Origin of the sequence: Lactobacillus sp. UMNPBX15, from assembly GCF_002553785.1 — a bacterium.
In the GTDB taxonomy this organism is placed as follows: Bacteria; Bacillota; Bacilli; order Lactobacillales; family Lactobacillaceae; genus Lactobacillus; species Lactobacillus crispatus.
This window is the reverse complement of record NZ_PCYV01000099.1, coordinates 1-399: the sequence shown is the minus strand read 5'-3', so window position 1 is coordinate 399 and position 399 is coordinate 1. Positions and strand designations below refer to the sequence as shown.

Sequence of the window (399 nt, the reverse complement as noted above, 5' to 3'; positions counted from 1 at the left end):
TGGAGTAAACTTTCACCAAGCAATAGTCCGTTTGTCCTTGTTTTTCGCGACATCGGTCTTCCGGGGGCTGCTAGTATCGTTAATTTTGTAGTAATTACTGCTGCGGCTTCTGCTTGTAATAGTTCTCTATATACAACTGGTCGGATGCTAGCTGAGTTAACCTCTACTGCTCATCGGCCTGTTATCCGTAAGATTAGTCGCTTATCTAAGCGGTCGGTGCCTGCAACAGCGGTTATTATTTCTGCAGTCGTTATTGGAATTGCCGCTATCTTAAACTTAGTAATGCCAGAAGGAGTTTTTACTTTTGTTTCCAGTATTGCTACCACGAGTTTTCTCTTTGTATGGGCTGCTATCATCTTGGCACATTTAAAATATATTCGTCAGCATCCGCAATCAAGG

General features: G+C 42.6%; 1 protein-coding gene. It reads left to right on the top strand.

The annotated features are described in order from the left end of the window. On the top strand, positions 1 to 399 hold a 399-nt coding region (locus tag CP366_RS10445), incomplete at both ends, for an amino acid permease (RefSeq protein ID WP_143469317.1).